This is a genomic window from Streptomyces tremellae (assembly GCF_039540215.1).
GTDB lineage: Bacteria > Actinomycetota > Actinomycetes > Streptomycetales > Streptomycetaceae > Streptomyces > Streptomyces tremellae.
Genome location: NZ_BAABEP010000042.1, coordinates 37,388 through 62,165, shown reverse-complemented (window position 1 = coordinate 62,165; position 24,778 = coordinate 37,388). Strand labels below are relative to the sequence as shown.

Annotated in this window: 22 protein-coding genes; 3 read left to right on the top strand and 19 right to left on the bottom strand. The window is 73.5% G+C overall.

Going from position 1 to position 24,778, the window contains the following annotated elements:
- Window positions 1-342 precede the first annotated feature (342 nt).
- Window positions 343-2,640: an NEW3 domain-containing protein gene (locus tag ABEA77_RS24315; RefSeq protein WP_345651471.1), complete on the top strand. Its 2,298-nt coding sequence runs from the start codon at window positions 343-345 to the stop codon at window positions 2,638-2,640.
- A gap of 39 nt (window positions 2,641-2,679) precedes the next feature.
- The gene (locus ABEA77_RS24310) at window positions 2,680-3,129 is read left to right on the top strand and encodes an alpha/beta fold hydrolase (protein ID WP_425588378.1); all 450 of its coding nucleotides are present in this window, start codon (window positions 2,680-2,682) and stop codon (window positions 3,127-3,129) included.
- A 343-nt stretch (window positions 3,130-3,472) separates the two neighbouring features.
- Here ABEA77_RS24310 and ABEA77_RS24305 read toward each other — a convergent pair whose 3' ends face one another.
- The 19 genes from ABEA77_RS24305 to hisI all read right to left on the bottom strand — a co-directional run bounded on the left by ABEA77_RS24305 (window position 3,473) and on the right by hisI (window position 24,052).
- Entirely contained in the window at window positions 3,473-4,060 is a 588-nt protein-coding gene (locus ABEA77_RS24305; RefSeq protein ID WP_345651465.1) for a TetR/AcrR family transcriptional regulator, read from the bottom strand.
- Window positions 4,061-4,068: 8 nt separating this feature from the next.
- Window positions 4,069-5,097: an aldo/keto reductase gene (locus ABEA77_RS24300; RefSeq protein WP_345651462.1), complete on the bottom strand. Its 1,029-nt coding sequence runs from the start codon at window positions 5,095-5,097 to the stop codon at window positions 4,069-4,071.
- A gap of 114 nt (window positions 5,098-5,211) precedes the next feature.
- Complete coding sequence (locus ABEA77_RS24295) at window positions 5,212-5,598, bottom strand: barstar family protein (RefSeq protein WP_345651459.1); 387 nt, start codon at window positions 5,596-5,598, stop codon at window positions 5,212-5,214.
- Window positions 5,599-5,690: 92 nt separating this feature from the next.
- On the bottom strand, window positions 5,691-6,110 hold the full coding sequence (locus ABEA77_RS24290; protein ID WP_345651456.1) for a ribonuclease domain-containing protein: 420 nt from the start codon (window positions 6,108-6,110) through the stop codon (window positions 5,691-5,693).
- Between the two features lie 115 nt (window positions 6,111-6,225).
- Complete coding sequence (locus ABEA77_RS24285; RefSeq protein ID WP_345651455.1) at window positions 6,226-6,972, bottom strand: VWA domain-containing protein; 747 nt, start codon at window positions 6,970-6,972, stop codon at window positions 6,226-6,228.
- Between the two features lie 309 nt (window positions 6,973-7,281).
- Complete coding sequence (locus ABEA77_RS24280) at window positions 7,282-8,742, bottom strand: glutamate synthase subunit beta (RefSeq protein WP_345651452.1); 1,461 nt, start codon at window positions 8,740-8,742, stop codon at window positions 7,282-7,284.
- Window positions 8,735-13,294, bottom strand: coding sequence for a glutamate synthase large subunit (gltB, locus tag ABEA77_RS24275; protein WP_345651449.1), 4,560 nt, complete (start codon window positions 13,292-13,294; stop codon window positions 8,735-8,737). The genes ABEA77_RS24280 and gltB overlap by 8 nt, the downstream gene beginning before the upstream one ends.
- Before the next feature lie 432 nt (window positions 13,295-13,726).
- Window positions 13,727-14,455, bottom strand: coding sequence for a VIT1/CCC1 transporter family protein (locus tag ABEA77_RS24270; RefSeq protein WP_345651446.1), 729 nt, complete (start codon window positions 14,453-14,455; stop codon window positions 13,727-13,729).
- Between the two features lie 493 nt (window positions 14,456-14,948).
- Entirely contained in the window at window positions 14,949-15,932 is a 984-nt protein-coding gene (gene lgt, locus ABEA77_RS24265) for a prolipoprotein diacylglyceryl transferase (protein WP_345651443.1), read from the bottom strand.
- Window positions 15,933-16,125: 193 nt separating this feature from the next.
- Complete coding sequence (locus tag ABEA77_RS24260; protein WP_345651441.1) at window positions 16,126-16,947, bottom strand: DsbA family protein; 822 nt, start codon at window positions 16,945-16,947, stop codon at window positions 16,126-16,128.
- A gap of 134 nt (window positions 16,948-17,081) precedes the next feature.
- The gene (trpA, locus tag ABEA77_RS24255) at window positions 17,082-17,900 is read right to left on the bottom strand and encodes a tryptophan synthase subunit alpha (protein ID WP_345651439.1); all 819 of its coding nucleotides are present in this window, start codon (window positions 17,898-17,900) and stop codon (window positions 17,082-17,084) included.
- A complete protein-coding gene (trpB, locus tag ABEA77_RS24250) occupies window positions 17,897-19,234 on the bottom strand; it encodes a tryptophan synthase subunit beta (RefSeq protein ID WP_345651436.1) in 1,338 nt (445 codons plus the stop codon). Before trpB ends, trpA begins: the two co-directional genes overlap by 4 nt.
- A 19-nt stretch (window positions 19,235-19,253) precedes the next feature.
- Window positions 19,254-19,490: a tryptophan biosynthesis modulator TrpM gene (trpM, locus tag ABEA77_RS24245; RefSeq protein WP_345651433.1), complete on the bottom strand. Its 237-nt coding sequence runs from the start codon at window positions 19,488-19,490 to the stop codon at window positions 19,254-19,256.
- Between the two features lie 9 nt (window positions 19,491-19,499).
- Entirely contained in the window at window positions 19,500-20,309 is an 810-nt protein-coding gene (trpC, locus tag ABEA77_RS24240) for an indole-3-glycerol phosphate synthase TrpC (RefSeq protein ID WP_345651430.1), read from the bottom strand.
- 138 nt (window positions 20,310-20,447) lie between these two features.
- Window positions 20,448-20,873 carry a DUF2752 domain-containing protein gene (locus ABEA77_RS24235; protein ID WP_345651427.1) on the bottom strand — a complete coding sequence of 142 codons (426 nt, stop codon included), beginning with the start codon at window positions 20,871-20,873 and terminating at the stop codon, window positions 20,448-20,450.
- Window positions 20,874-20,974: 101 nt separating this feature from the next.
- Window positions 20,975-21,268 carry an HGxxPAAW family protein gene (locus tag ABEA77_RS24230; protein WP_345651424.1) on the bottom strand — a complete coding sequence of 98 codons (294 nt, stop codon included), beginning with the start codon at window positions 21,266-21,268 and terminating at the stop codon, window positions 20,975-20,977.
- A 177-nt stretch (window positions 21,269-21,445) separates the two neighbouring features.
- Window positions 21,446-22,114 (bottom strand): TIGR02234 family membrane protein, encoded by a 669-nt coding sequence (locus ABEA77_RS24225; protein ID WP_425588377.1) that lies wholly within the window; start codon window positions 22,112-22,114, stop codon window positions 21,446-21,448.
- A gap of 25 nt (window positions 22,115-22,139) precedes the next feature.
- Window positions 22,140-23,687, bottom strand: a complete 1,548-nt coding sequence (locus ABEA77_RS24220; RefSeq protein WP_345651418.1) for an anthranilate synthase component I — start codon at window positions 23,685-23,687, stop codon at window positions 22,140-22,142.
- An 11-nt stretch (window positions 23,688-23,698) separates the two neighbouring features.
- Complete coding sequence (gene hisI, locus ABEA77_RS24215; protein ID WP_345651415.1) at window positions 23,699-24,052, bottom strand: phosphoribosyl-AMP cyclohydrolase; 354 nt, start codon at window positions 24,050-24,052, stop codon at window positions 23,699-23,701.
- A gap of 82 nt (window positions 24,053-24,134) precedes the next feature.
- Between hisI and ABEA77_RS24210 the strand changes: the two genes are divergently transcribed.
- Window positions 24,135-24,767 carry a TIGR03085 family metal-binding protein gene (locus ABEA77_RS24210; protein WP_345651413.1) on the top strand — a complete coding sequence of 211 codons (633 nt, stop codon included), beginning with the start codon at window positions 24,135-24,137 and terminating at the stop codon, window positions 24,765-24,767.
- The last annotated feature ends 11 nt before the right edge of the window (window positions 24,768-24,778 follow it).

Genomic DNA, 24,778 nt, shown 5'->3' with positions numbered 1-24,778 from the left:
GCGACGGCCGGGCGGCTCCGGCCCTGGCGCGGCTGCTCGCCGGGGCCGATCCGGCGGGCCCGGCGTGGCAGCGCGCCCGTGACGCGGTGGCGCTGCTGCCTCCGGGACCGGTGCGCAGGTCCCTTGAGCGGACTCCGCCGCGCCGCCGCTGACCGGGGTGCGGCGGGCGGGCGGCCTCGGTCGCATGTCTTGACATGCGCACAACCGTTTGGTGATATCCGAGGGTTCGCGTTCGATTCTGTTCGCTCGCGCCGTGGTCCCCGAGCCGCCAATCGCCGGACCCGCACGGAACAAGCGCTGGAGGAGCCGCGCCGCTGCGGCGCGGCCGTGGAGGACGGCTCGATGAAGAGATCCGTACGCGGCCTGCTGGCCGCGGTCACCGGGTGCCTGCTGCTCGTCACGGGACTGACGGCTCAGGCACAGGCCGACGGCGCCCAGGGCGGCGGCGCCGGCCGGGGCACGGGCACCCGGGCGGCGGGCGCGAAGCCCGCGCTGGGCTGGAGCAGTTGGAGTTTCGTCCGCAAGAACCCGACCGCGCAGAACATCGAGGCGGCGGCGCGGGCGATGCAGACGAGCGGCCTGGCCCGCGAGGGCTACCTCTACGTCAACGTCGACGACTTCTGGTACCACTGCCCCGGCAGCCAGGGTCCCGACGTGGACCGCTACGGCCGCTGGGTCACGGACGAGGCCGCGTTCCCGCCGAAGGGCGGCGAGAACGGCGTCCAGGCCGTCGCCGACTACGTGCACTCCCTCGGCCTGAAGTTCGGCCTGTACGTGACGCCCGGCATCTCCCACCAGGCGGTGGTGGAGAACACCGGGATCAAGGGCACCACGTACCACGCCGCCGACATCGCCACCTCCGCAGCGGAGAACAACTACAACTGCGGCGGCATGGTCGGGATCGACTACACCAAGCCGGGTGCCCAGGCCTTCACCGACTCCTGGGCCGACCAGTTCGCCGGCTGGGGTGTCGACTACGTCAAGATCGACGGGGTCGGCACCCCGGACATCCAGGACGTGCGGGCCTGGTCGAGGGCGCTGCGGCAGACCGGGCGCCCGATCCACCTGGAGCTGTCGAACAGCCTCGACATCGGCAACGCGGACCAGTGGGCCGCGCTCTCGGACGGCTGGCGCACCGGCGGCGACATCGAGTGCTACTGCGGCAAGGACGACAGCAGCTTCCCGCTGACCTCCTGGTCGTCCGTCTCCTCGCGCTTCGACCAGGTGGCCGACTGGGCACCGTACGGCGGCTCCGGCGGCTTCAACGACGACGACTCGATCGAGGTCGGCAACGGGGCCGACGACGGACTGACGCCCGACGAGCGCAAGACCCAGCTGAGCCTGTGGTCGCTGGCCGCGTCGCCGCTGATGCTGGGCACCGACATCACCCGCCTCGACCGGGCCGACCTGGCGCTGCTGCGCAACACCGACGTGCTGGCGGTCGACCAGGACGCCGTCGACGCGCGGCGGCTGGCCAAGGACGCCACCGCCCAGGTCTTCGCGAAGCGGGAGAAGAACGGCGACGCGGTCGTCGGCCTGTTCAACACCGGCACCAGCACCCGCGCGGTGACCACCACCGCGGCGGCGCTCGGGCTGCCCGCAGCCGCCGACTACGCGGTGCGGGACCTGTGGACCCACCGCGCCTCCGAGTCGGCCGGCACGATCGCGGCCGACGTGCCGCCGCACGGCGTGGCCCTGTACCGCGTCCACCCGCTGCGGTACACCGCGCCCGCCACCCGTCCCGCGACCGCGGTCGCGGTCCACTGGTCGGCCGGCCCCGCGCAGGTGCCCGGCGGTTCCGCGTACACCGTCACCGCGGCCTTCTCCGACTACGGCTCGACGCCCGTGAGGGACGTCCGCCTGGAGCTCGCGCCCTCCGCGGGCCTCACGGCCGTCGCGACCTCGCCCACCTCGTTCCGCGAGGTGCGCGCGGGCGGCACGGCGCGCGCCACGTACCGGGTGACGGTCCCCGCGTCGCGCGGCCTCTTCACCACCGGCACGGTCGGTGCCTCGGCCGCGTACCGCTACCTGGGGGCCGTGCCCGCCCGGCAGTCGGCGGGCGACTCGGTCACCGTGCACAAACCGGTACGGGCGCCGTACCGCGCCTTCGCCTCGACCAGCGCGGACTTCAGCCAGGACGGCACCAGGCTCGGCATCCGCGCCCAGGGCGCCGACCTGTACAACGGCATCAACGAGTACGGCGCGCTGTACCTGCCGGGCGCCGGCCACGACGGCTCCACGACCACGGTCAGGGTGGACTCCCAGGCGGACACCGACGCCTGGGCGAAGACCGGCATCATGGCCCGCGACGACATCACGGACGCCGACCACTCCCCCGGTTTCGTGATCCTCGCCGAGACGCCCGGCCACGGGTACCTGCTGGACTCCGACAGCGACGGCGACGGGACCCTCGACACCCAGAGCGAGGCCGGCACGGCCGCCTACCCGTCGTGGCTGAAGCTGGTGCGCGAGGGCACCACGTACACCGGCTACTACTCCACCGACGGCAGCACCTGGCAGACGATCGGCACGGCGGACGTGCCGAGCGCGGCGGCCACCCAGGACGTGGGCGTCTACGCCACCTCCCACAACCCGGGCACCACGGGCGAGGTCGACTTCGACGGCTTCACCCAGGAGTGACCGCGTGACCGCCCGAGAGGCGGGGCGATCGCATACGGGGTGGCGGGGGCGGGCCCGCTGATCGCCCCCGTCCACAGTACGGGCGACAGCGGGGAGGCCTGCCGCCAAGTGACCCCGCCGCTCGTCGCGGCAGGCCACCGCGCCGCCGCGGTGGACCTGCGCGGCCTCGGCGGGTCGCGCGCCGACTGGCCCGAGTGGAGCCGTACGGCCGTCGCGGACGACCTGCTCGCGGTGATCCGCCACCTCGGCGGCCCCGCCGTGCTCGTCGGGCACTCGGTCTGGGGCGGCGGCGCCACCGTCGTGGCCGCGCTTGAGCCCTCGCTGATCACCGCGGTGGCGGAGATCGCGCCCCGCACGCGCGAGCAGTCCGCGCGCCCCGGGGACTCACGGGCGCCATGCTTCAGGCGAGGCACGGTGCGGCTGCTCGGCGCCGGCCTGCTCGGCAGCCGACCGTCGCGGCGCGGCTGTGGCGCTCGTACCTGGAGGTAGCCCGCCCCGGGCTCGCAGCCCGCGGCTCTGGTCGGGCGGCTCGCCCGCATCGACGCGGTGCTGCGCGAGCCGGGCCGGATGAAGGCGCTCCAGCGCCTGGGGCGCGGCACCCCCGCCGACGCGGACCGCCCGGCTCGGGGACGTGCGCTGCCCGGTGCTCGCGGCGGTGGTGATGGGGACGCTCGGCCCGGACTGGGCGGACCCGCGCGCCGAGGGCCCCGCGGTCGTCGGGCGCTGCCTGCGGGTCCCGGGCGCCGCGCGAGGGTGGACGAGTGCTTCGGCTGGCTGATCGCCTTCGCCGACCGGGGCTGCGCACCGCCCGACGGGGCGCGCGGGGAGCGGTCTACGGCCGCAGGCCGCGCAGCAGCAGCGCGCACACCTCGTCGAAGTCCGCCGCCGTCTCGGGCGCGTGCCACTCGTGGGCGTGCGCGGGGTCGTGGAAGCGGGCCGTGGCGTGCCAGAGGGCGCGCGCCGTGGCCGCCGCGTCGTCGGCGGCGAACTCGCCGTCCGCGATCCCCGCGGCCACGATCACCTCCAGCTGCCCGATCAGGACGGCGATGTGCCGGGCGACCGCGTCGCTGTTCTCCCTCGCGAGCGCGAGGAAGGTGGCGAAGAGTTCGGGGTCCTCGCCCGCCCTGCGCCGCTTGGCCTCGAAGAGGGAGCCGAGCCAGCGGCGCAGCCGCTCCTCTGCGGCGCCGCTGTCCTCCGCGATGACGCAGAGGTCGCCCTGCTCGGGTGCGAGCCACCGCACCGCCACGGCCTCGCGCAGCGCCGCCTTCGTGCGGAAGTGGCGGTAGACGGTGCCGTGGCTGACGCCGAGCGCCCTCGCGACGTCCACGACCGTGGCCTTGGCCGGGCCGTAGCGGCGCAGTACGTCCTCGGTGGCTTCGAGGATGCGCTCGGGGGTCAGGGGCGTCTCGGAGGGCGGCATCGGGTCCCTTATGTCGTCTGCTTCTTCTCGCTGTCGAGGTATGCCATCTGCTCCTCCGGGTAGCGCGCGCCGACCGCGGCGCCGGGTGGCACGGCCTCCTCGACGGCGGCCAGGTCATCGTCGTCGAGCCTAACGTCAAGCGCGCCGAGCGCTTCGGCCAGCCGGTCGCGGCGGCGGGCCCCCACGACCGGCACGACGGCGGCGCCCCTGCGCCCGCCCTGCGCGAGGACCCAGGCGATGGCCGTCTGGGCGACGGTGACGCCCTTGGCGTCGGCGACGGCGCGCAGCGCGTCCACGAGGTCGAGGTTGCTGTCGATGTTCTCCGCGCGGAAGCGGGGGCTGAGACCGCGGAAGTCGCCGGGCCCCGGCTTCCTGTCGCGGGTCCAGTGCCCGCTGATCAGGCCGCGCGAGAGGACGCCGTACGCGGTGATGCCGATGCCGAGCTCCCGGCACAGCGGCAGGATCTCGTCCTCGATGCCGCGGTCGAGCAGGGAGTACTCGATCTGGAGGTCGGCGATCGGGGCGGTGGCGGCGGCCCTGCGGATGTTCTCCGGCCCCGCCTCGGAGAGGCCGATGTGCCTGACGTATCCGGCGTCTACGGCATCGGCGATGGCGCCGACCGTCTCCTCGATGGGCACGGTGGGGTCGACGCGGGCGACCCGGTAGATGTCGATGTGGTCGGTGCCCAGGCGCTGGAGCGAGTAGGCGAGGAAGTTCCGCACGGCCTCGGGGCGGCCGTCGTTGCCGAGGAACCGGCCCTCGGGGTCGCGGAGCGCGCCGAACTTGACGCTGGTCACGGCCTGTTCGCGCAGGGCGGCGGGGGCGGTGCGCAGGGCCTCGTTGATGAGCAGTTCGTTGTGGCCCATGCCGTAGAAGTCGCCGGTGTCGAGCAGGGTGACCCCGGCGTCGAGCGCGGCGTGGATGGTGGCGATCGACTCCGGGCGGTCGGTCTCGCCGTAGGCGGGCGACATGCCCATGCAGCCGAGGCCGAGGGCGGAGACCTGGGGGCCGGTGGTACCGAGCGTGCGGGTCTGCACAGGTGGCTCCTTGGGACGTGGCGGACGTACCCAGAGAGCATCACATATGCAATGACAGATTTCAATATTTGTTATCGCGGGGCGCGCTCCGCCGCCGATGGGCGGACGGGCGGATCAGGCCAGGGTCAGAGCGCCGGGGGCCTCGCGCTCGAAGACGGCGACGAGGTCGTCGAAGTCGGTGGGCCCCCGGCCGGCGCGGGCCTCGGCGAGTCGGGCGCGGAGCGCGGGGCGCTGGGTGGGGTGGGCGCGGGCCAGCCGGCGTTCGAGGGTGCGGGCGGTCTCGGCGTGGCCGAGGGCGGCGCGGGAGCGGGCGTGGTCGCGCCAGACGAAGACGAAGTCGCCGTCGTCGGGGGTGCCGTAGCCGCCGCGCAGGCAGTCGGCGAGCGCGTCGAGGTTCGCGCCGAAGTATCCGCCGGGGCCGTTGACGGCGGCGCCGACGGCCCGCCAGAAGGCGTCGAGGCCGGTGACCTCCGCCCCTTCGATCACATAGGTGGTGGTCATGGGGCGGAGGCTACCTCTCCGGGTGGGGCCGGACTCGGTGGTGGAGCGCGGATCGGGCGGACCGGGCCCGGGTCGGGCGGATCGGCCCTCGGTCAGCAGGAGAAGTCGATCGCGTCGAACGACGCGTAGTGGTCCGAGGTGTAGTACTCCTCGTCGTTCTTCTGCCCGGTGATGATGCGGCGGGCGCCGCGGTCGGAGGAGCCGGGGGTGACGACCGTGTACTCGTGGTAGTACCCGTTGGACTGGCTGGGCAGCAGGTGCTCGTCGTTGCGGAAGACCTCCCCGTCCTGCTTGTAGGGGAAGGGACCGCCCTGGTCGATGAGGTCCTGGGTGTCGTGGGCCTGGGAGGGCAGGTCCCCGTAGCAGACGTCGCCGACGGCCGCGACGGAGACGACGCGCGCGGCGACCGGGGCCGGAGCCGCGGACGCGGACGCGGCGGCGCCGCCGAGGAAGAGGGAGGAGACAAGGGCTGCGATGCCGCCGAGCGCGGCGAGACGTGGGGGTGTACGCATGGCTCCATGATGACGCGCGTAGACGTGCCCACGTCAATGCCAACGGCTGTCCGTTTGCGGGAAGTTCACCGGCTCTCCTCCGACGCGCGCCCCCTCCGCGGTGCGGCGGCACCCCTCAGCGCGGCAGGATGCCCCGGTCGGCGGCCGACGCGAGCCAGCGCGGGAACCCGCCGAGCAGCCGGTCGTAGAGGGTGGCGTCGCTCATCCGGCGCGGGGCACGTCCTGCGGGGAAGAAGCCCGCGTTGTCGACCACGCGCCGCTCGGGGACGGCGAGTTCGTCCAGCCTGCGCAGGAAGTCGAAGTGGTGGCCGCGCGGGTCTCCGAAGCCGATGAACTGCCAGAACACCGGCAGGGACGCCGACTTGCAGACATAGCGCTCGGCGGCGAGGCGGTTGCTCGGCCCGCCGTCGGTCTGGAACACCACGAGGGCGGGATCCGTGGAGCCGCTGTCGAGGTGGTGGTCGATGACCGCGTCCATCGCGACGTGGTAGTTGGTGCGGCCCATGTGCCCGAGCGGGGCGACGATCTCGGCGATGCGGCCCTCGTGGCGGTCGAGCGAGATCTCCGCCTGCGCGTCCACGTCGGTGGAGAACACCACGACGGGGACCGTCCCGTCGTCGTCGAGGTGGGCGGAGAGGCCGAGGACGCGTTCGGCGAGCGCCTGCACACTGCCGTCGCGGTAGTAGGGCCGCATGGAGCCCGAGCGGTCGAGCACGAGGTAGACGGCCGCGCGCTGCCCGCCCAGGCCGCTCTTCTCCAGGGAGACCGCGGCGCTCTTGTACAGGTTCACCAGGCCGGGCGCGGTGCGCCCCATCTTCTCCAAGCTGATCGCGGGGCCTGTCCGCGCGTCCGCCTGTGCCATCCGTGCTCCCCCTCCCCGCCGGCCGGGCCCCCGGGGGCCCGGCCCCTGCCCGTGGGCACAGAGCCTACGCGGCCGCGCCGCCGGGCACCGCGCGCGAGCACGCACATGCCACGGCACCCGCCCTGTCCGGTCGGGGACGCGTGGGCGGGCACCGTGCCGTGCGGAGGGCCGGGGAAGCGCCTCCCCCGGCCCGGCCGCCCGTACGCCGTTGTACGGGACGTGTGGGGCAGGACCGCCCGCGGCGGGGACGGTCCTGGACCCGCGGCGCGGCACCGGGCGCGGGGCCCGGGTGCCGCCCGCGGGGGCCCTTCAGACCGTCAGCGCGCGGTCCGTGGGCCGGATCGGGGCGTGCAGCTCGCTCGCGCCCGTCAGGTAGCCGTCGACCGCGCGGGCGGCCGAGCGGCCCTCCGCGATGGCCCAGACGATCAGCGACTGGCCGCGGCCCGCGTCGCCCGCGACGTACACGCCGGGGACGTTGGTCGCGAAGTCGGCGTCGCGCGCGATGTTGCCGCGCGCGTCGAGCTCCACGCCGAACTGCTCGACCAGGCCGTTGGACTGGTCCGTGCCGGTGAAGCCCATCGCGAGGGTGACGAGCTGCGCGGGGATGACCCGCTCCGTGCCCTCCAGGGAGTTGAGCTTGCCGTCCTTGAACTCCACCTCCACCAGGTGCAGCGACTGGACGTTGCCGTCCTCGTCGCCCTCGAAGTGGGTGGTGGAGACCGAGTAGAGCCGCTCGCCGCCCTCCTCGTGCGCCGAGGTCACCTTGTAGAGCATCGGGAAGGTGGGCCAGGGCTGGTTCTCGTTGCGCTCTTCGCCCGGCCGGGGCATGATCTCCAGCTGCGTGACGGACAGGGCGCCCTGGCGGTGCGCGGTGCCGACGCAGTCGGCACCGGTGTCGCCGCCGCCGATGACCACGACGTGCTTGTCCTTCGCGGTGATCGGGGAGACCGTGAGGTCGCCCTCCTGCACCTTGTTGGACAGCGGCAGGTACTCCATCGCGAAGTGGATGCCGTTCAGCTCGCGGCCCGGCACGGGCAGGTCGCGGGAGACGGTGGCGCCGGCCGCGACGACGACGGCGTCGTAGCGCCGGCGCAGCTTCGCCGCGTCGACGTCCCTGCCGACCTCCACACCCGTGCGGAACTTGGTGCCCTCCGCGCGCATCTGCTCGACGCGGCGGTTGATGTGGGACTTCTCCATCTTGAACTCGGGGATGCCGTAGCGCAGCAGGCCGCCGATGCGGTCGGCGCGCTCGTACACCACCACGGTGTGCCCTGCGCGGGTGAGCTGCTGGGCCGCGGCGAGCCCCGAGGGGCCCGAGCCGATCACGGCGACGGACTTGCCGGAGAGCCGCTCGGGCGGCTGCGGGGTGACGTCGCCCGACTCCCACGCCTTGTCGATGATGGAGACCTCGACGTTCTTGATGGTCACCGGCGGCTGGTTGATGCCGAGCACACACGCGGACTCGCACGGCGCGGGGCACAGCCTGCCGGTGAACTCCGGGAAGTTGTTGGTGGCGTGGAGCCGCTCTATGGCGGCGTTCCAGTCCTCCCGGTAGGCGTAGTCGTTCCACTCGGGGATCAGGTTCCCGAGCGGACAGCCGTTGTGGCAGAACGGGATGCCGCAGTCCATACAGCGGCCCGCCTGCTTGCTGATGATGGGCAGCAGCGAGCCGGGGACGTAGACCTCGTTCCAGTCCTTGACGCGCTCCTCGACGGGCCGGGTCCTGGCGACCTCGCGGCCGGTGGTGAGAAAGCCCTTCGGGTCAGCCATGGGTCGCCGCCTCCATCATCTTCTCGGTGGTCTCGGTCTCGGAGAGTCCGGCCAGCTCGGCGGCGTCCTTGGCGGCGAGCACTGCCTTGTACGTGGTGGGGATGATCTTGCTGAAGCGGTCGACGGCGGTGTCCCACGCGGCGAGCAGCTTCGCGGCGACGGTGGAGCCCGTCTCCTCCTGGTGGCGGCGCACCACCTCGTGCAGCCACTGCCTGTCGGTGTCGTCGAGCGGCCCGACCGCGGACAGGTTGCCCGCGTTGACGTTGTCGGGGTCCAGGTCGATGACGTACGCGATGCCGCCGGACATGCCGGCCGCGAAGTTGCGTCCGGTCGGCCCGAGGACGACCGCGCGCCCGCCGGTCATGTACTCGCAGCCATGGTCGCCGACGCCCTCGGTGACCACGGTCGCGCCGGAGTTGCGCACGCAGGTGCGCTCGCCGCTGCGGCCGCGCAGGAACAGCTCGCCGCCCGTCGCGCCGTACGCGATGGTGTTGCCCGCGATGGTCGAGTACTCGGCGAGGTGGTCGGCGCCGCGGTCCGGCCGTACGACGACCCGGCCGCCCGAAAGGCCCTTGCCGACGTAGTCGTTGGCGTCGCCTTCGAGGCGCAGGGTCACACCGGACGGCAGGAACGCGCCGAAGGACTGGCCCGCGGAGCCGGTGAAGGTGATGTCGATGGTGTCGTCGGGCAGGCCGGCGCCGCCGAAGCGCTTGGTGACCTCGTGGCCGAGCATGGTACCGACGGTGCGGTTGATGTTGCGGATGCCGATCTGCGCGCGCACCGGCTGGGCGGCCTCCGGGCTCTCGGCGTTCAGCGCGTCCGCGGCGAGGCGGATCAGCTCGTTGTCGAGGGCCTTGCCGAGGCCGTGGTCCTGCTCGACGGTGCGGTGGCGCACGGCGCCCCTGCCGAGCACCGGCACGTGGAACAGCGGTGCCAGGTCGAGGCCCTGGGCCTTCCAGTGGTTCACGGCCCGCTCCGTGTCGAGGAGTTCGGCGTGGCCGACGGCCTCCTCCAGGGTGCGGAAGCCGAGTTCGGCGAGGAGCTCACGCACCTCCTGCGCGATGAACTCGAAGAACCGCACGACGTACTCGGCCTTGCCGGAGAACCGTTCCCGCAGCACCGGGTTCTGGGTCGCGATGCCGACGGGACAGGTGTCGAGGTGGCAGACGCGCATCATGACGCAGCCGGACACCACGAGCGGCGCGGTGGCGAAGCCGAACTCCTCGGCGCCGAGGAGCGCGGCGATGACCACGTCGCGGCCGGTCTTGAGCTGGCCGTCGGTCTGTACGACGATCCGGTCCCGCAGGCCGTTGAGCAGCAGGGTCTGCTGGGTCTCGGCGAGGCCGAGCTCCCAGGGGCCGCCCGCGTGCTTGAGGGAGGTGAGCGGGGAGGCGCCGGTGCCGCCGTCGTGTCCCGAGATCAGCACGACGTCGGCGTGGGCCTTGGAGACGCCCGCCGCGACCGTGCCGACGCCGACCTCGGAGACCAGCTTCACGTGGATGCGGGCCCGCGGGTTGGCGTTCTTCAGGTCGTGGATGAGCTGGGCGAGGTCCTCGATCGAGTAGATGTCGTGGTGCGGCGGCGGCGAGATGAGGCCGACGCCGGGCGTGGAGTGCCGGGTGGTGGCGACCCACGGGTAGACCTTGTGCCCCGGCAGCTGGCCGCCCTCGCCCGGCTTGGCGCCCTGGGCCATCTTGATCTGGATGTCGTCGGCGTTGACGAGGTACTCGCTGGTGACGCCGAACCTGCCGGACGCGACCTGCTTGATCGCGGAGCGCCGTGCCGGGTCGTGCAGGCGGTCGGTGTCCTCGCCGCCCTCACCGGTGTTGGACTTGCCGCCGAGCCGGTTCATGGCGATGGCGAGCGTCTCGTGCGCCTCGCGCGAGATCGAGCCGTACGACATGGCGCCGGTGGAGAACCGCTTGACGATCTCGGAGGCCGGCTCGACCTCCTCGACCGGGATCGGCTCGCGGCCGGAGGCGAAGTTGAAGAGGCCGCGCAGCGTCATCAGCCGCTCGGACTGCTCGTTGACCCGGTCCGTGTACTTCTTGAAGATGTCGTAGCGCCCCGAGCGGGTGGCGTGCTGGAGCCTGAAGACCGTCTCCGGGTCGAACAGGTGCGGCTCGCCCTCGCGGCGCCACTGGTACTCGCCCCCTATCTCCAGCTTGCGGTGGCTCGCGGAGATGCCGGAGGCCGGGTAGCCCTTGGCGTGCCGGGCCGCGACCTCCTGGGCGACGATGTCGAGCCCCGCCCCGCCGATCTTGGTCGCGGTGCCGTTGAAGTACTTGTCGACGAACGCCTGGTCGAGGCCGACGGCCTCGAAGACCTGCGCGCCGCGGTACGAGGCGACGGTGGAGATGCCCATCTTGGACATGACCTTCAGGACGCCCTTGCCGAGCGCGTAGATCAGGTTGCGGATGGCCTGCTCGGGTTCGAGCCCCTCGATGAAGGTCCCGGCGCGCACCAGGTCCTCCACCGACTCCATCGCGAGGTACGGGTTGACCGCGGCGGCGCCGTAGCCGATGAGCAGCGCGACGTGGTGGACCTCGCGCACGTCGCCCGCCTCGACCAGCAGCCCCACCTGGGTGCGCTGCTTGGTGCGGATGAGGTGGTGGTGGACGGCCGCGGTGAGCAGCAGGGAGGGGATGGGCGCCTGTTCGGCGTCGGAGTGCCGGTCGGAGAGCACGATGATGCGCGCGCCGCTCTCGATCGCGGCGTCCGTCTCGGCGCAGATCTCCTCGATGCGCGCGGCCAGCGCCTCGCCGCCGCCCGCGACCCGGTAGAGCCCGGAGAGGGTGGCGGAGGCCATGCCGGGCATGTCGCCGTCGGCGTTGATGTGGACGAGCTTGGCGAGTTCGTCGTTGTCGAGGACGGGGAACGGCAGCGTCACACTGCGGCAGGACGCGGCGGTCGGTTCGAGCAGGTTGCCCTGCGGGCCGAGCGACGAGTACAGCGAGGTGACGAGCTCCTCGCGGATGGCGTCCAGCGGCGGGTTGGTGACCTGCGCGAACAGCTGGGTGAAGTAGTCGAAAAGCAGCCGCGGGCGGGCCGAGAGCGCCGCGATCGGCGAGTCGGTGCCCATGGAGCCGATCGGCTCCGCGCCGGTGCGCGCCATCGGCGCGAGCAGGACGCGCAGCTCCTCCTCGGTGTAGCCGAAGGTCTGCTGGCGGCGGGTGACGGAGGCGTGGGTGTGCACGATGTGCTCGCGCTCCGGCAGGTCGGAGAGCTCGATCTCCCCGGCGGCGAGCCACTCCTGGTACGGGTGCTCGGCGGCGAGCGCCGCCTTGATCTCGTCGTCCTCGATGATGCGGTGCTCCGCGGTGTCCACGAGGAACATGCGGCCCGGCATGAGGCGGCCCTTGCGCACGACCCTGGCGGGGTCGATGTCGAGGACGCCGACCTCGGAGGCGAGGACGACGAGGCCCTCGTCGGTGACCCAGTAGCGCCCCGGGCGCAGCCCGTTGCGGTCGAGGACGGCGCCGACCTGGGTGCCGTCCGTGAACGCCACCACGGCGGGGCCGTCCCAGGGCTCCATCATCGTGGAGTGGTACTGGTAGAAGGCCCGGCGTGCCGGGTCCATGGCGTCGTTGTTCTCCCACGCCTCGGGCACCATCATCAGCACCGAGTGGGGCAGCGACCGGCCGCCGAGGTGGAGCAGTTCGAGGACCTCGTCGAAGGTCGCCGAGTCGGAGGCGCCGGGCGTGTTGATCGGGAAGATCCGCTCAAGGGCGCCCTCGCCGAACAGCCCCGAGGCGAGCTGCGACTCGCGGGCGCGCATCCAGTTGCGGTTGCCCTGGACGGTGTTGATCTCGCCGTTGTGCGCGACGAAACGGTACGGGTGGGCCAGCGGCCAGCTCGGGAACGTGTTGGTGGAGAAGCGCGAGTGCACGAGGGCGATCGCGCTGCCGAACCTGCGGTCCGAGAGGTCGGGGAAGAAGGGCTCAAGCTGCTCGGTGGTGAGCATGCCCTTGTAGACGACGGTGCGCGAGGACAGCGAGGGGAAGTACACGCCCGCCTGGCGCTCGGCGCGCTTGCGCAGCACGAACGCCTTGCGGTCCAGTGCGATGCCGGTGCTCGCGTGGTCCGTCACGAACAGCTGCCGGAAGATCGGCTGGGTGGCGCGGGCGGTGAGCCCGAGCGTCTGGGGGGCCACGGGCAGCTCGCGCCAGCCGAGGACGGTCAGGCCCTCCTCCGCGGCGATGGCCTCGATGGCCTCGACGCCCTCGTCCGCCTCCTCGGCGGGCAGGAAGGCCGTGCCGACCGCGTACGCGCCGGGCTCGGGCAGCGGGAAGCCCGCGACCTCACGGAAGAACGCGTCGGGGACCTGCGTGAGGATACCGGCGCCGTCGCCGGAGTCGGGCTCGGAGCCGGTGGCGCCCCGGTGCTCGAGGTTGCGCAGGACGGTCAACGCCTGCTCGACCAGCTCATGGCTGGCATCGCCGGTGAGGGTCGCGACGAAGCCGACGCCGCACGCGTCGTGTTCGTTGCGGGGGTCGTACATCCCCTGCGGGGCGGGGCGACCGTCCATGGGCGACCAGGCGTGCGAACGCATCGGCTCTCCCGTCGTCGTCGTGGCATATGCAAGAACCGAGGGACGACGTTGGCCCTCCAAAGAAATTTCGTGCAGGTTACATGATGGGGTTCTGCCCAGAAAGCGGAAGATTCCATCCAACATGCGGACACCTGAACGCGTCCCAGCGGGGTCTCCGAGGTGACGGCCGCCCAGCGAAGGACGCGGTGTGTGCCGGACAGTCCGGCGTCTGTCCGGGGGCGCGGGCCTCATTGCCCGCGGCGCTAACGGGTCATGCCCCGGTATCGCGGGATCGAAACCGCCGTGTAACAGGTATGTACGACACGCCTGCCCAGTGTCGCATCCCGCTGCCTCCCACGCCCAGGGAGATCGGTCACAACGAGGGCCGCGACCGCCGGCTCCCCGGCTGCCGCGGCCGACCCGACCCCCTTCGCCTCAGGGCGTGGCCTGCCGCTACAGCGCGGCGCCCAGCACCGCTCCGAGGCCGTACGTGAGGGCTGCGGCGGCCCCGCCGAGGGCGAGCTGCCGCACCCCGCTGAACCACCAGGGGCGCGCCGTCACCCGCGCCACCAGCGCCCCGCAGGCGAAGAGGCCGGCGAGCGCGAGCAGCACCGCGGGCCACAGGGTGGTGGCGCCCAGCAGGAACGGCAGGACGGGCAGCAGCGCGCCCACCGCGAACGAGCCGAACGACGACACCGCGGCCACGGCGGGCGACGGCAGGTCGTCGGGGTCGATGCCGAGTTCCTCGCGCGCGTGGATCTCCAGCGCCTGCTCCGGGTCGGCGGACAGCTGCTCGGCGACCTGCCGGGCGAGGGCCGGCTCCACACCGCGCGCCACATAGAGGTCGGCCAGCTCGGCCAGCTCGTCCGCCGGGTTGCGGCGCAGCTCGGCGCGCTCCACGGCGAGCTCGGCCTCGACGAGTTCGCGCTGCGAGGCGACCGAGGTGTACTCCCCCGCCGCCATCGAGAAGGCGCCCGCTGCGAGCCCGGCGAGCCCCGTGATCACCACGGTGTGCGGGGAGACCGCGCCGCCCGCGACGCCGGTCATCAGCGCGAGGTTGGAGACCAGGCCGTCCATCGCCCCGAACACCGCCGGGCGCAGCCAGCCGCCCGTCACGTCGCGGTGGGTGTGGTTCTCGCGGTGTGCGTCGTGCAGTGTCGCGTTCGCCTCGAAGACGGCCATGGTGTGCGTTCCCCTTCCCGTGGGCGGCAGCCCGGTTCCGTACGGAGCCGACGAGCCCCTCCCCGCTCGAAAGTACGCACGGAAATCGATCGCCGCCAGCAAGGAAGGCCGTACTTACCGCAGGTCAAAGGGGTATGGACCGGGCGAGTGGGCCCCTCGGGGCGAGGCGGCTCACGCGGTGGCCGCACCGGTCCTTCGCACGGCCTCACGGCGCGCGGGACGACCGTAGGGGCAGTGCGGGCGGGAGGCGGCGGACACGCTGCGGCGCGCGGCGGAACGCAGAGTGAACAAACACCGCCGCACCAGCTCCCCACGGCATACGGCGCCCCGGCGGCGCCGCCCCGGTCGCTGCCGCGCGGGGGGGGGCGGGTGGCGGGCGCGCTGCGGCGCGCGGACACACTGCCCTGGGCGTACGGGCGCCTGCGCGAGCGCTTCGACGCCTACGCGTCCGCCGTCGCGCTCGCCGGGGTGCAAGCCCGGTCGGCCCCGGAGCTCAGCCCTTCTCCGCGGCCGGGCCGACCCTCTTCGCCTGCGGCCCGGGGCCCTCGGGGCCTGCGGGGTCTTCCCCGTCCTCAGGGGCCGTGGGTTCCGGGGCCTGAGGGGCGGCCCCCGGAGCCCCTTCGCCGGCGGCGGGCGCCGCGGCCTCGTCGGCCTCGTCGCCCGCGCCCGGTTCGACCACGCTCTCGCGGCCGGGGCGCAGCCGCGCCGAGAGGACGATGTAGAGCACGGCGAGGACGAACATCACCATGACCGTCCACAGGTTCAGGCGCAGGCCCAGGATGTGGTTGGCCTCGTCGACGCGGAGGTACTCCGTACCGCCGCGCCCCACGCAGTACAGCGCCACGTAGAGCGCGAAGGCCCGGCCGTGGCCCAGCTGCCACCTGCGGTCGGCCCAGACGACCAGCGCGGCGACGACCAGGCACCACAGCGACTCGTACAGGAACGTCGGGTGGTAGTAGCCGGGGGTGCCGCCGCCGGACGGGTTGGTGATGTGCAGGGCCCACGGGACGTGGGTCGCCTTGCCGTAGAGCTCCTGGTTGAACCAGTTCCCCCAGCGGCCGATCGCCTGCGCGATCGCGACGGCAGGGGCGAGCGCGTCGGCCCACGCCGCCAGCGGGATGCCCCGCCTGCGGCAGCCGATCCACGCGCCCACCGCGCCGAGCGCGATCGCGCCCCAGATGCCGAGCCCGCCCTCCCAGATCTTGAAGGCGTTGACCCAGTCCTCGCCCTTCTCGAAGTAGAGCTCGGGGTCCGTCACCACGTGGTAGAGACGACCGCCCACCAGGCCGAAGGGCACCGCCCACACCGCGATGTCCGCGACCGTTCCCGACCTGCCGCCGCGGGCGACCCAGCGCTTGTTGCCGTACCAGACGGCGACGAAGACACCGACGATGATGCAGAAGGCGTAGCCGCGCAGCGGAAGCGGTCCGAGGTGGATCACTCCGACGGACGGACTGGGGATGTAGGCAAGTTCCATGGCAGATCCGACGCTACCGTGCCGGGCCCCGCGCACGGCCGGTCACCCGGCAACGTCCTGGTAACGGGCGGTTGATTTTCCAGAAGGCCAGACGACCAGAAGGGCGGACAGACGGACAGGCACGGGCCCACGACCGGGGCAGCGGGCCGCGCGGGGGCCTGGCGGCCGCCCCGTCCGCGCGGCCCCGCGCCGGTCAGGCCCCCGGGGCCCCGGCCTTCCCCGGCTGCTTGCCCTTGTTCGCCTCGGCCACCCACTTCTTGAGGTTCGCCGGGGTGATGTTCTCGTTCCCCTTCTTGGGGAAGACGGGGGTGCCGTTGAGCAGGACGGTGGGTGTGCCGGCGAAGCCGCCGGTGCGGAACGCCGCCGCGGACTTGCTGACCCACCCGTCGTGGACGCCCTTGTCGACACAGTCGGTGAAGCGCTGCGTGGACAGCCCGTCGACCTTGCCCGCGAGCTCGGTCAGCCTGCTGTTCTTGCCGAAGGCGTCCGAGGTCTCCTCGGGCTGGTTCTCGTACAGCACGTCGTGGAACTGCGGGAACTTGCCCGCGTCCTGCGCGCACGCCGCGGCGTTGGCCGCGCGGACGGAGCCGGTGCCGCCCATGTTGCCGTCGATGATGGTGGCGAGGTGGTACTCGACCTTCAGCTGGCCGCTGTCCTCCAGCTGGTGGAAGGTGTCGCGGAAGACGTTCTCGAACTGCCCGCAGATCGGGCAGCGGAAGTCCTCCCACACGGTGAGCGTGGACGGCGCGTCCGCGGCGCCGACGCGGATCGCGAGACCGTCCTTGCCGCCCGCCCCGGCCGGCGCGCTGACGGGTCCTGCGGCGCCGTCCGACGGCTCGTCCTTGCCCGCGTTGGCGGCGAGCACGCCGATACCGGCCGCGAGGGCGAGCACCGCGAGCGCGGTCCCGCCGACGACGAAGCCGCGCCTGCGCTTCTCGCGCGACTTCTCCGCCGCGCGTTCCTGCTGGATGCGCTCTCGGGCGCTCCTGGTTGCCACACGTGTCTTCTCACTCACACGTCGGCAACGAACCGGGGAGGCGCCTGCGCACCTCCCCGGTCCGAGGTCCACCCGTAAGGATGAGACCGCTCCTCACGCGCGTTCGAACGCGGGCGGCGCGCCGCCCCACCGGGCGGCGCGCGGCCCGCGGCTCAGCGCGCGGCGGCCCGTACGCCCGCGGCGAGGTCGCGGGAGAGCTCGCGCACCCCGGCGACGGCTGCCGCGCTGTCCTGCGCGTCCAGGACCCGCTTGACGTAGACGCTGCCGACGATGACGCCGTCCGCGAAGGCGGCGACCTCGGCGGCCTGCGCCGCGTCGGACACGCCGAGCCCGACGCAGACCGGCAGGTCGCCCGCGGCCCTGGTCCTGGCGACGACGTCCCTGGCCTGCTCGCCCACGGACTCGCGGGTGCCGGTGACGCCCATCAGCGACGCCGCGTACACGAAGCCGCTGCCCGCCGCCGTGATCTCGGCGAGGCGCGCGTCCCTGCTGCTCGGGGCGACGACGAAGACGGTCGCGAGGCCGTGCTTGGCGGCGTGCTGCCGCCACAGCGCGGACTCCTGGACGGGCAGGTCGGGCAGGATGCACCCGGCGCCGCCCGCGTCGGCGAGCTCGGCGGTGAAGCGCTCGACGCCGTAGCGGTCGATCGGGTTCCAGTACGTCATGACGAGGACCGGCTTGCCGCTCGCCTCGTGGGCCTCGCGCACGGTGCGCAACACGTCGGCGATGCGGACGCCGCCGCGCAGCGCGATGTCGTCGGCGGTCTGGATGACGGGCCCGTCGAGTACCGGGTCGCTGTAGGGCAGGCCCACCTCGACGATGTCGGCCCCGCCGTCGAACACCGCCCCGATGGCCTCGATCCCGGCGTCCACGGTGGGGAAGCCCGCCGGGTAGTACGCGATCAGCGCGGCCCTGTCCTCGGCGCGTGCCGCCGCGAGGGTGTCCGCCAACAGCTGGATGTTCCCGCTCACTTGGCGTCCCCCTCGTGCGAGCCTGCGCGGTCGGTGCGGTCGTCCTCGACGGCGGCGGCCGAGGCGGTGTCCGGCTCGACCGCGGTGTCCGGTGCGTAGAGCCCGAAGTAGCGGGCTGCCGTGTCCATGTCCTTGTCGCCGCGCCCGGAGAGGTTGACCACGAGCAGGGCGCCCTCGCCGAGCTGCCGGCCGACGGTGAGCGCGCCGGCCAGCGCGTGGGCGCTCTCGATGGCCGGGATGATGCCCTCGGTGCGCGACAGCAGCCGCAGCGCCCGCATGGCCTCGTCGTCGGTGACGGCGAGGTATTCGGCGCGCCCGCTGTCCTTGAGGTAGGCGTGCTCGGGCCCGATTCCGGGGTAGTCCAGCCCCGCGGAGATCGAGTACGGCTCGGTGATCTGGCCCTCGTCGTCCTGGAGTACGTACGAGCGCGAGCCGTGCAGGATGCCCGGCTCGCCCGCGGTCAGGGTGGCCGCGTGCTCGCCGGTGGCGACGCCGTGGCCGGCCGCCTCGCAGCCGATCAGGCGGACGTCCGCGTCGCCGAGGAACGGGTGGAAGAGGCCGATCGCGTTGGAGCCGCCGCCCACGCAGGCGATCGCCGCGTCGGGCAGCCGGCCTGCGCGTTCGAGGACCTGCCGCCGCGCCTCGACACCGATGACGCGGTGGAAGTCGCGGACCATCGCGGGGAACGGGTGCGGTCCCGCAACGGTGCCGAACAGGTAGTGCGTGGTGTCGACGCTGGCGACCCAGTCGCGGAACGCCTCGTTGATGGCGTCCTTGAGGGTGCGGCTGCCGGACCTCACGGCGACGACCTCGGCACCCAGGATGCGCATCCTGGCGACGTTGAGCGCCTGCCGCTCGGTGTCGATCTCGCCCATGTAGATGACGCATTCGAGGCCGAACAGGGCGCACGCGGTCGCGGTGGCGACGCCGTGCTGACCCGCACCGGTCTCCGCGACGATCCGGGTCTTGCCCATGCGCTTGGTCAGCAGGGCCTGGCCGAGCACGTTGTTGATCTTGTGTGAGCCGGTGTGGTTGAGGTCCTCGCGTTTGAGGAACACCCGCGCGCCGCCCGCGTGTTCGGCGAAGCGCCGCACCTCGGTCAGCGGGCTGGGGCGGCCGGTGTACTCGACCATCAGCCGGTCGAGCTCGGCCGCGAACGCCGGGTCGGACTTCGCCTTGTCATAGGCGACGGCGACCTCGTCCACCGCGGCGACGAGCGCCTCGGGGATGAACGTGCCGCCGAACGCGCCGAAATAGCCGTCGGCGGTGGGGGTCCGCCCTTCGGGGTCGGGGATGAAGAACGCGGAGGGATCTGCGGAAGGCTTCGTGGACAACGGAGCAACTCCTGGGAAGCTACGGACGGAAGGCACCGTATGCGGGCGCGGCACACCCGTGCGCCGCGCGCGCCGGCTTCCGCCATCGCATGCCGTTGACCTGTCCGGGCTCGTCGCCGATGACGTACCGCACCCGCCGTCCGTGCACCCGGCGCGCGGGCGCGCGGCAGCCCCGCGGGCGGCAGCCGCGCGCCAGGGGCGCGTGCCGCGTCTGCGGGGTGTCGGCCGCGGGGAGCGCGGGGCGGTACGCGGGCATGGCGTCCGCTCAGTCCCTGCCGTGGCGCAGGGCCGGGTGGGCGCCCGCGGCGACCAGGTCGGCGACGGCCGAGCGCGGGTCGCGACCGGTGACGAGGGACTCGCCGACGAGCACGGCGTCGGCGCCCGCGTTGGCGTAGGCGATCAGGTCGTGCGGCCCGCGCACCCCGGACTCGGCGACCTTGACGACGCCCGCCGGGAGTTCGGGGGCGACCCGCTCGAAGGTGGAGCGGTCGACCTTGAGGGTCTTCAGGTTGCGTGCGTTGACCCCGATGACGCGGGCGCCCGCGTCGACGGCGCGCTCCGCCTCGTCCTCGTCGTGGACCTCGACGAGCGGGGTGAGCCCGATGGACTCGGCGCGCTCGACCAGCGAGACGAGCGCGGGCTGTTCGAGCGCGGCGACGATCAGCAGGACGAGGTCGGCGCCGTACGCCCTGGCCTCCCACAGTTGGTAGGAGGTGACGACGAAGTCCTTGCGCAGCACCGGGACGTCGACCCGGGCGCGCACGGATTCCAGGTCGGCGAGCGAGCCGCCGAAGCGGCGCTGCTCGGTGAGGACGGAGATGACGGCGGCGCCGCCCTCCTCGTACGCGCCGGCGAGGGCCGCCGGGTCGGCGATCGCGGCGAGCGCGCCCTTGGAGGGGCTGGAGCGCTTCACCTCGCAGATCACCCTGACCCCTTCGCCCCGCAGCGCGGCGACGCCGTCCTTGGCGTCGGGCACGCGGGCCGCGCGCTGCTTGAGCTCGTCGAGACCGACGCGCGCCTGGCGCTCGGCGAGGTCGGCGCGCACGCCGTCGATGATCTCGTCGAGCACGCTCACGCGAGCGGCCCCCTTTCGTTCAGGCGGGTGGGTCATGCGTTCAGGGTCCGGCCCCTTCGATGCTAGCCGTAAGAGGCCAAAGGCCTTCATCACGGGGTGCGCGGGTCGCGGGGGCCGCCGGGAGGCGCGTCCTGCCGCTCAGGGGGCGAGCAGGCCGCCGAAGGGCAGGTTGCGCGCCACGGTGAAGACCGCGACGAGCGCCCCGATGGCCCAACCCCAGTGACCGCTGATCCGCACGGTGGCGGGCAGGCCCCTGCGGGTCCGCAGCACCCACCGCACCCACAGGACCGCGCAGGCGGCGAAGGCGGCCACGGCGAGCGCGTTGTCGTGCAGCGCGGCCGGCAGGTCGCCGGTGGCGACGGCGTGCGCGCACCGCAGGCCGCCGCAACCCGGGCAGTAGACGCCCGTCAGCGCGTACAGCGGGCAGACGGGGTAGTGGCCGGGGTGGTTGGGATCCACGAGCCCCACGTAGGTGAAGGCCGCGCCCGCGCCCGCGAGGACGCCGAGCGGCCGGGCCCACCGGCCGGCCCCCCGCGCGGGCGTCCGCGCCATCGGTGCCGTCATGGCTGCCACCCCGTCCCGTGGTCGTCTGCCGCGCCCGGCCGCCGGGCGCGGCGGCCGGGTCCTGCCCCCGGCCGCGGTGGGCGGCCGGGCGGTGCGGGCGCTCAGGCCCTGGCGTGCTGCTGCGTCTGCGAGCCGCCGGTGCGCGCGGCGACCTGCGCGCGTCCTGCCTCCTCGCGGGCCCGCCTCATCTCCTCGGACTCCTTCGGCATGCCGAGGCCCATGGCCCGCATGATCACGCCGACGATGCCGCCGAGGACGACCACGCCCATGCTGGCCCAGAAGCCGACCGGGCTGTCGCCCACCATGAAGACCCCGCCGGCGCAGAAGCCGACGAAGGAAATGATGACGCCGGTCCAGGCCGCCGGCGTGTGTCCGTGGCTGCTGTTAGCCGCCATGAGTTGCTCCTCGTTGCTGTGGCGCTGTGTGGTGGGCGCTGTGTCGTCCGCCGGACGCGCGGGGCGGCGTGGCACCGCCGTCCCGCTCGTCCGATGCTCACCCGGCATTCTCCCGCATGCACGGCCGGTGACGCGCGAGGGGGGTCGGTGCGCGCCCCGGGGCACGGGGCGCGCGCGTCAGCTCAGGTCGGTGGGGTCCTCGCCCCGGTCGAGCGCCTTCCACACGTCCTCGGGCCGGTCCGGGTCCACGACGGGCCTGCGGCGGGCGGCCGCCTTGAGTCCTGCGGCGCCGGTGCCGCGCTCGTACCGGCCCGACATGGCGGGCCACCGCCTGCCGTAGCCGACGGCGAGGAGCCCGGCGGCGAGGATCAGCAGCCCTGCGACCGCCGCCACGTACGGCCATCCGGTGTGGCTGAGGGCGTGCACGGTCGCCGAGGAGTCGCCCGTGGTCTGCGCGGCCTTCTCGTCGAGGGCGTCGGAGCCGGTGCCGCCGAGGAGCGCGGAGACCGCGGTGCCCGCGCCGCTGAGCGCCAGCACGAGCGCCACGGCGAGCCGCCCGGTGCGGCGCACCGCGAACACGGCGACCAGCGCGGCGAGGCCGACCACGGCGAGCGCGGCGGGCACGCCCGTCACGTCGCGGCCGTCGGCGGTGACCGTCACGGCGCCGCCGCCCACCGTGGCCGCTCCCCTGGCCCAGATCTGCCCCGACGCGATGAGCGCCACCGCGGCGCCCGCGGCGCCCAGGAGCAGGGCTGCTGCGAGGCTGCGGCGGCCGCTCGTGGCGCCTGTCGCGCGTCGCTCGTCGGTGGTGCCCCGGGGGGCGGGTAGCGCTGTCACGCCCTCCACTATCCCCTACGGCCTCCCGCGCGGTTCAGGCGGTGCTCGGCTCAGCGGGGACCAGCCGGTTCGCGGTGTGCACGGCCCGCAGCACCGCGGCGGCCTTGTTGCGGCACTCGGCGTCCTCCGCCTCGGGGTCGGAGTCGGCGACGATGCCCGCGCCCGCCTGCACGTAGGCGGTGCCGTCCCGCAGCAGGGCGGTGCGGATCGCGATGGCCGTGTCGGAGTCGCCCGCGAAGTCGAGGTAGCCGACGCAGCCGCCGTACACACCGCGCCTGCTGGGCTCCAGCTCGTCGATGATCTGGAGGGCGCGGGGCTTGGGCGCGCCGGAGAGCGTGCCCGCGGGGAAGCAGGCGGTGAGCACGTCGAAGGCGGTGCGCCCTGGCGCGACGCGGCCGGTGACCGTGGAGACGATGTGCATGACGTGCGAGTACCGCTCGACACTCATGAAGTCCACGACCTCGACGCTGCCGGGTTCGCAGACCCGGCCGAGGTCGTTGCGCCCGAGGTCGACGAGCATCAGGTGCTCGGCGCGCTCCTTGGGGTCGGCGAGCAGCTCCTCGCCGAGGTCCTGGTCCTCGCGCGGGGTGGCGCCGCGCGGCCTGGTCCCGGCGATGGGGTGCAGCAGGGCGCGCCCGTCCTCGACCTTGACGAGGGCCTCGGGGCTCGACCCGACGACGTCGAAGGCGACGCCGCCGTCGTCGCCGGGGAAGCGGAAGAGGTACATGTACGGGCTGGGGTTGGTGGTGCGCAGCACCCGGTACACGTCGAGGGCGCTCGCCGCGCAGGGCGTCTCGAACCGCTGCGAGGGCACGACCTGGAACGCCTCGCCCGCCCTGATGCGCTCCTTGATGTCCTCGACGGCGTCCCTGAACCGCTCCCCGCCCCAGCGCGCGGTGTACTCGGGCAGTTCGGAGGGCGGCAGCGCGGTGGGCACCGTGTCGGCGGGCTTCGCGAGGTCGGCCTGCATGGCGTCGAGCCGGGCGACGGCGTCCGCGTACGCCTCGTCGACGCCGGTGTCGAGGTGGTTGTGGTTGATCGCGTTGGCGATCAGCAGGACCGTGCCGTTCTGGTGGTCGAGTACGGCGAGGTCGGAGGTGAGCAGCATGGTCAGTTCGGGCAGGCGCAGGTCGTCGCGGGCGCCGGCCCCCGTGTCGCCTTCGGCACCCCTCGTCAGCTTCTCCAGCCTGCGGACCACGTCGAAGCCGAGGTGGCCGACCATGCCGCCGGTGAAGGGCGGAAGGCCGAGGCCCGCGGTGAGGTCGCGCGGCGTGTGCAGCGCCTCCAGGGTGGCCCGGAGCGCGGCGAGCGGGTCGCCGCCTGTGGGGACGCCGACCGGCGGGGTGCCGAGCCAGTGCGCGGCGCCGCCGCGCTCGGTGAGGGCGGCGGCCGACCGTACGCCGACGAAGGAGTAGCGGGACCAGGAGCCCTGTTCCGCCGACTCCAGCAGGAACGTGCCGGGGCGCTCGGCCGCGAGCTTGCGGTACAGGCCGACCGGGGTGTCGCCGTCCGCGAGCAGCCGCCTGCTCACGGGGATGACGCGGCGGTCGGCCGCCAGCCTGCGGAACGTCTGGGGATCCATGGCGGCAGACCCTACTCGGTCGCGAGGGGCAGTGTGCCGGCGTCGAAGCAGGTGCGGTCGCCGGTGTGGCAGGCGGCGCCGACCTGGTCGACCTTGACGAGCACGGTGTCGCCGTCGCAGTCGAGCGCGACGGACTTCACGTGCTGCGCGTGGCCGGAGGTGTCGCCCTTGACCCAGTACTCGCGCCGGCTGCGGGACCAGTAGGTGCAGCGCCCGGTGGTGAGGGTGCGGTGCAGCGCCTCGTCGTCCATCCAGCCGAGCATCAGCACCTCGCCGGTGTCGTACTGCTGGGCGATGGCCGGGAAAAGCCCGTCGGCGTTGCGTGTGAGGCGTGCGGCGAGTGCGGGGTCGAGCGGCGTGGTCATGGCCCCATTCTGCCGCGTCCCGCCGCCCGCGCGGCGGGACGCCCACTGGGCGGACAGGGGGCGGCGCCGTACGCTTGCGGACATGTCGACCCATGCCAAACGTGAACGGCTCCTCCTCGCGGATCTGTTGGAAGCCGCAGGTCCTGACGCCCCCACCCTGTGCGAAGGCTGGCTCACCCGGGACCTCGCCGCGCACGTGGTGGTGCGGGACCGGCGGCCGGACGCGGCGGGGGGCACGGTCATCCCCGCACTGCGCGCCCGCCTCGACCGGGTGCAGGCGGAGTACGGGCAGAAGCCGTACGAAGAACTGCTCCAGATGGTCCGCACGGGCCCGGGGAAGATGTCGCCGTTCGGCCTGAAGCAGATCGACGAGGCGGCGAACACCACGGAGTTCTACATCCACGCGGAGGACGTGCGCAGGGCGCAGCCCGACTGGACGCCGCGCGAGGTGGACCCGGTCTTCGCGGACGCGCTGTGGTCGCGCCTGGAGAAGGGCGCGCGGCTGATGGGGCGCAAGGCCCCGGTGGGCCTGGTGCTGCGCCGCCCGGACGGCCGTACCGCGGTCGCGCGCCGCGGCACGCCGGTCGTGACGGTGACCGGCGAGCCGGGCGAGCTGACGCTGTTCCTGTCGGGCCGCCAGGCGTCGGCGGACGTCTCGCTCGACGGGGACAAGGACGCCGTGGCGAAGGTCCTGGACGCGAAGCTGGGCGTCTGACCCGCGCGGCG

Bases quoted from the DNA above. Each gene is read 5' to 3' on its own strand.
- ABEA77_RS24290 (WP_345651456.1), bottom strand. From the start codon at position 6,110: ATGCGTACACCCCCACGTCTCGCCGCGCTCGGCGGCATCGCAGCCCTT.
- ABEA77_RS24280 (WP_345651452.1), bottom strand. From the start codon at position 8,742: ATGGCTGACCCGAAGGGCTTTCTCACCACCGGCCGCGAGGTCGCCAGG.
- trpM (WP_345651433.1), bottom strand. From the start codon at position 19,490: ATGCCCGCGTACCGCCCCGCGCTCCCCGCGGCCGACACCCCGCAGACG.
- lgt (WP_345651443.1), bottom strand. From the start codon at position 15,932: ATGGAACTTGCCTACATCCCCAGTCCGTCCGTCGGAGTGATCCACCTC.
- ABEA77_RS24235 (WP_345651427.1), bottom strand. From the start codon at position 20,873: ATGACGGCACCGATGGCGCGGACGCCCGCGCGGGGGGCCGGCCGGTGG.
- ABEA77_RS24230 (WP_345651424.1), bottom strand. From the start codon at position 21,268: ATGGCGGCTAACAGCAGCCACGGACACACGCCGGCGGCCTGGACCGGC.
- ABEA77_RS24305 (WP_345651465.1), bottom strand. From the start codon at position 4,060: ATGCCGCCCTCCGAGACGCCCCTGACCCCCGAGCGCATCCTCGAAGCC.
- ABEA77_RS24315 (WP_345651471.1), top strand. From the start codon at position 343: ATGAAGAGATCCGTACGCGGCCTGCTGGCCGCGGTCACCGGGTGCCTG.
- ABEA77_RS24295 (WP_345651459.1), bottom strand. From the start codon at position 5,598: ATGACCACCACCTATGTGATCGAAGGGGCGGAGGTCACCGGCCTCGAC.
- gltB (WP_345651449.1), bottom strand. From the start codon at position 13,294: ATGCGTTCGCACGCCTGGTCGCCCATGGACGGTCGCCCCGCCCCGCAG.
- ABEA77_RS24270 (WP_345651446.1), bottom strand. From the start codon at position 14,455: ATGGCCGTCTTCGAGGCGAACGCGACACTGCACGACGCACACCGCGAG.
- hisI (WP_345651415.1), bottom strand. From the start codon at position 24,052: ATGACCACGCCGCTCGACCCCGCACTCGCCGCACGCCTCACACGCAAC.
- ABEA77_RS24285 (WP_345651455.1), bottom strand. From the start codon at position 6,972: ATGGCACAGGCGGACGCGCGGACAGGCCCCGCGATCAGCTTGGAGAAG.
- ABEA77_RS24210 (WP_345651413.1), top strand. From the start codon at position 24,135: ATGTCGACCCATGCCAAACGTGAACGGCTCCTCCTCGCGGATCTGTTG.
- ABEA77_RS24220 (WP_345651418.1), bottom strand. From the start codon at position 23,687: ATGGATCCCCAGACGTTCCGCAGGCTGGCGGCCGACCGCCGCGTCATC.